The organism is Tahibacter caeni, from assembly GCF_024609805.1.
GTDB lineage: Bacteria > Pseudomonadota > Gammaproteobacteria > Xanthomonadales > Rhodanobacteraceae > Tahibacter > Tahibacter caeni.
On sequence record NZ_JANFVR010000367.1, the window covers coordinates 1 to 4,348 of the forward strand.

Here is a 4,348-nt window from a genome sequence, read left to right on the forward strand (position 1 = left end):
GGCTGCGGCGGTCGAAGCCGCGCCCGGCGTCATCGCCGTCGCCGCGCCGGGGCCGAGCGGCCTCGGCCTGACCACCGCGTTCGCGTTCGCCGAAGACGTCCTGGCCGGCGCGCCGCGCGCGCGGCCGGCCGACGCGGCGCTCAGCGCACGCCGTGCATGAGGCGGCGCAGCAGCGGCGCGAGCGCGAACGCGACGAGGCCGTAGACCAGGCCGATCAGCAGCATCACGCCGAACAGGTGCGCGTACTTCGCGCCGGCGTCGGCGAAGGACAGGGCCGCGCCTTCGGCGATGTCGATGGACGCGAGCTTGCCGAACTGCGCCGCGAGCGTCTCGGAGAACGCGGTCGCGAGGAACCACGTGCCCATCATCAGGCTGACCACGCGCGGCACCGACAGCTGGGTCACCGCCGACAGGCCGACCGGAGAAAGGCACATTTCCCCGAGTTCCAGAATGAAATACGCCGCAACGAGCCACCAGACGCTGGCCTGCTGGCCGGTCGCGCCGGCGTGCTCGGCGGCCCACAGCAGGGGCACGAACGACAGGCCGGCCAGCACCAGGCCCAGCGCCGACTTGACCGGCTTGGACGGATCGAGCCCGCGGCGGTCCAGCCAGCCCCAGAGGCCGCTGAACAGCGGCGCGAGCAGCACGAGGAACATCGCGCCGAGGTAGGTCAGCGAGCCGGCCGTCTGCGGCAGCACGACCGAATCGCGCACGAGCAGGACCAGCGCGATCACGACGACGCTGCCGAACAGCAGGCGCGGCCCGCGCGAGGCCGGATTGCGGTCCGACAGCCAGGCCGCGACGACGAACGCGCCGGGAGCGAGCACGAGCACGGCGATGGACCACGGCGTCGTGCGCAGGAACAGACCCAGGTTGGCCAGCCAGTCGCCGCTCCAGCGCAGTTCCGGCGTCGGCTGCACGAGCGCCGGCAGCACGTCCTTGGTCAGCAGGCGGTCGGTGAACGTGACCCAGGAGCCGTAGGTCTGCTCGTACAGCGTGAAGAACACGAGGCACATCGCGATCATCGCCATCAGCGCGATCATCTGGTGGCGCTGCTCGCGGTCGCACTGCGTCGTGATGAACCAGACGAACCAGCCGAGCACCGCGAGCATCATCAGGATCATCAGCGCGAGCGCCGGCGTGATCTCGCCGCCGAGCTTGAACGCGCCGTTGGCGACGGCCCACATCAGTCCGGCCACCGGCAGCAGCCCCGCGACCGCGGCCGCATAGATCAGCCATTCGCGCGGCAGGCCGACGAGGCGCTCGCGCAGCCGCGCCGGGTCCGGCGCTTCCGCATGGCCGCGCAGGTATTTCTGGCCCCAGAGGAACTGCAGCAGGCCGAGCAGCATGCCCGCGCCGGCGACGCCGAAACCGTAGGCCCAGCCGAGGGTCTGGCCGAGATAGCCGCAGATGATGGACGCGAGCAGCGAGCCGAGGTTGATGCCGGCGTAGAACAGCGCGAAGCCCGAATCGCGGCGCGGATCGCCGGGCGCGTAGAGCTTGCCGACGATGGTCGAGATGTTGGGCTTCAGGAAACCCACGCCCATGATGATCAGCGCGAGCGAGAAATAGAACGCGAGCAGCGCGCCGGCATCGCGCTGCACGACGCCGTCGACGATGCGCGCCTCGTGGCCTTCGATGGCCATGCCCGCATGGCCGAGCACGAGCAGCAGTCCGCCGAACAGCACGGCCTTGCGCATGCCGAGCCAGCGGTCGGCGAGCAGGCCGCCGATGACCGGCAGGCAATAGACCAGGCCGCCGTAGGCGCCGATCACGTCGTAGCCGACGTCGTCGCCGAACTTGTGATGCTGCAACAGATAGAGCAGCAGCAGCGCTTTCATGCCGTAGAACGAGAAGCGCTCCCACATCTCGGTGAAGAAGCAGACGTAGACGCCCTTGGGGTGGCCCAGGAACGTGTCCGTCGCGTCGTACGGCGCGGCGGCGGAGGTGGCGGCGGACATGGAAATTCCGGCAGGGGCGACAGCCGCGCAGTATAGCGATGCGTCGGCGCCGTGCCGGGACGGGCTTTCCGGCGGATGGTGCGCGACCTGCACGGTCGGTCGGGAGCGTGTGTACAGGGCGGCTGCGGCCGCCGCGCGGCGACCGTCGCGAGGCGTGCTCGAACGCCGCATGCGCCCGGATTGACACGGCTTTCGTGCCGGTGGCAGGTTCGTTCCGCCTCCGCCGCTCCTTTGCGGACGGCGGAACGGCGTGACGCAAGCAGCGGAGATACCGATGGCGACCCAGCAATCCTTCGTCGAGTACGTGGCCGAACAGTCGCAGCTCGGCCAGCGCCTGAGCTTCAAGAAGATGTTCGGCGAGTACGCGGTCTATCTCGACGACAAGGTCGTCGCGTTCGCCTGCGACAACAGCCTGTTCGTCAAGCCGGCCGCGGAAACCGCACGCCTGACCTCGGACCTGCCGCAGCGCCCGCCGTACCCGGGTGCGAAGGACTATCCCGTCGCCGACCAGCTGCTCGACGAACCCGACGACCTGCGCGCGCTGCTGCTCGCGACGGCCGCGGTCATGCCGCCGCCGAAGCCCAAGGCCGTTCCGAAGCCCAAGGTCAGGGCAGCTCAGAAAGCCGAGGCTGCGCCCAAGGCGAAGGCGGCGCCGAAAGCAAAGGCAGCGGCGAAGTCGACGGCAGTGCCGACGGCCAAGGCGACGCCGAAGGCGAAGGCAACACCGAAGGTCAAGGCGGCATCGAAGGCAGTGTCGAGGGCGAACGCAACATCGAACGCGAGCGCAGCGTCGAGGGCGAAGGCGGCGCCGAAAGCAAAGGCGGTACCGAAAGCGAAGTCGACACCGAAGGCAAAGTCCGCACCGAAGACCAAGTCACCAGCCACGAAGCGCGCCGCGAAATGAATGGCACCGGCCGGAGGCCTGCATGAACTCGGGCCTGATCGACTGGCTGCGCCGGCGCTTCGCCGGGCGCGCGGCGCGCCGGTCCACCGACGCGCTCGGCGTGCCTCCGCCCGCTGCGGAGACGCCGGTCTGGTGCGTCGCCGCGAACATCGTGCACGAGCGCGCCTACGGACCCGGCGGGGCCGAGAAGCGCCGCGGCACCAGACAGTTCGCGCCCGGCGCCAAGGTCTACGTGTTCAGCTATTTCTGGGGCATGGGCGGCGACATGGTCACGGTCGTCGGACGCCAGCGCAAAACCAAGCGCTACATCACCCTGAGCATGCGCGCGGATCATCTGGCCAACTGGCGCGCCGAGCTCGTCTACAGCCCGCACGTGATCCGCCAGATCCTCGACTACGGCGAATTCGCGAAGCTGCCGCGCGGCGGAACGCAATCGCAGTCGCGCGCCGAGGAAATCGCGGCCATGTACCGGCAGCGCGGCGCGGCGAGTCAGCCGTATACGACGCGCGTGGCCGGTGGCACCGCGTCCGACGGCGCGGTAGGCCGGCAGGATGCTTCGAATCCGGACTGAGCCGGGCGCTTGCTCTTGAACTCGGCGTCACGAAGCAATCCGTTCCCCCACACGCCCACCCAACGGGCCGGACAGGTCCGGTGGAACGGGTTGCCGTGCAGGCGCGGCGCCTGTCGCCGCGATCCGGCGCTAGACTCCGCCGCATCGCGGCCACCGCCGCGCCGCTGACGCAGTGCCCGCCATGTCCATTCGCATCGTACGGCTAGGCAGTCCGAGAACGCCCGGCGAAGGCACGCGCATAGGCACCGTGCGCCGTCCGCCGCGCGGCGTGCCCAAGGCCGAATTCGCGTCGCAGGACTGGTACGACGTCTGGTTTCCGAACCTCGCGCCGAGCGCCGAGACGGTCAGGTTCGCCCAGTCGGCGCAGACGCCGGCGCAATGGGCCGCGTTCAGGAAGAAATACCGTGCCGAGATGAAACAGGCCGAAGCCGCGCATGCGCTCGACCTGCTCGCCGCGCTGTCGCAGCACACGAACTTCTCGGTCGGCTGCTATTGCGAGGACGAGGCGCATTGCCATCGCTCGGTATTGCGCGAGTTGTTACAGGAGCATGGCGCTGCAATGCTAAGTTAGTTAAGGCAAGAGGTAATAGCTGGTTTCGCTGTTTGTCGTTCGTTCTGATGCTGGCCTAGATTTGATCTAGAGCTGACTCACTGCAAAGCCTACAAGGGATGACGCAAATTTATGGCTGCAAACATAACGTTTCTTGAGCAAAATGCCCCGGTAGATGAATATGGTCGTGGTCTATATGCGGTTGCTCGTTCAGTGCTTCGTGCCTTGCTCGATTCGTTAAGGAAGGTCTGAATAAGCCCTCGTCACCGCATGCCAGAAACACGATTTGCGGAACCGGCATCGAAACCAGGCGCAAAGTTACCAAAATCTCGCCGCGAAAGCCGCTGTTTGCGGCTTTTCGT

General features: G+C 67.9%; 5 protein-coding genes. 3 read left to right on the forward strand and 2 right to left on the reverse strand.

What is annotated here, in order from left to right; genetic code table 11:
* Window positions 1–140 precede the first annotated feature (140 nt).
* On the reverse strand, window positions 141–1,961 hold the full coding sequence (locus tag NON22_RS20870) for a peptide MFS transporter (protein WP_257388911.1): 1,821 nt from the start codon (window positions 1,959–1,961) through the stop codon (window positions 141–143).
* A 274-nt stretch (window positions 1,962–2,235) separates the two neighbouring features.
* Between NON22_RS20870 and NON22_RS20875 the strand changes: the two genes are divergently transcribed.
* The 3 genes from NON22_RS20875 (at window position 2,236) to NON22_RS20885 (ending at window position 4,007) form a co-directional block, all read left to right on the forward strand.
* A complete protein-coding gene (locus NON22_RS20875; RefSeq protein WP_257388912.1) occupies window positions 2,236–2,865 on the forward strand; it encodes a TfoX/Sxy family protein in 630 nt (209 codons plus the stop codon).
* A gap of 22 nt (window positions 2,866–2,887) precedes the next feature.
* Entirely contained in the window at window positions 2,888–3,436 is a 549-nt protein-coding gene (locus tag NON22_RS20880; protein WP_257388913.1) for a hypothetical protein, read from the forward strand.
* Between the two features lie 181 nt (window positions 3,437–3,617).
* Window positions 3,618–4,007 carry a DUF488 domain-containing protein gene (locus NON22_RS20885; protein ID WP_257388914.1) on the forward strand — a complete coding sequence of 130 codons (390 nt, stop codon included), beginning with the start codon at window positions 3,618–3,620 and terminating at the stop codon, window positions 4,005–4,007.
* Window positions 4,008–4,116: 109 nt separating this feature from the next.
* Here the strand turns inward: NON22_RS20885 and NON22_RS20890 are convergent.
* The coding region (locus NON22_RS20890) for a hypothetical protein (protein WP_257388915.1) at window positions 4,117–4,348 on the reverse strand (232 nt) is incomplete at its 5' end.

Bases quoted from the DNA above. Each gene is read 5' to 3' on its own strand.
- NON22_RS20885 (WP_257388914.1), top strand. From the start codon at position 3,618: ATGTCCATTCGCATCGTACGGCTAGGCAGTCCGAGAACGCCCGGCGAA.
- NON22_RS20880 (WP_257388913.1), top strand. From the start codon at position 2,888: ATGAACTCGGGCCTGATCGACTGGCTGCGCCGGCGCTTCGCCGGGCGC.
- NON22_RS20870 (WP_257388911.1), bottom strand. From the start codon at position 1,961: ATGTCCGCCGCCACCTCCGCCGCCGCGCCGTACGACGCGACGGACACG.
- NON22_RS20875 (WP_257388912.1), top strand. From the start codon at position 2,236: ATGGCGACCCAGCAATCCTTCGTCGAGTACGTGGCCGAACAGTCGCAG.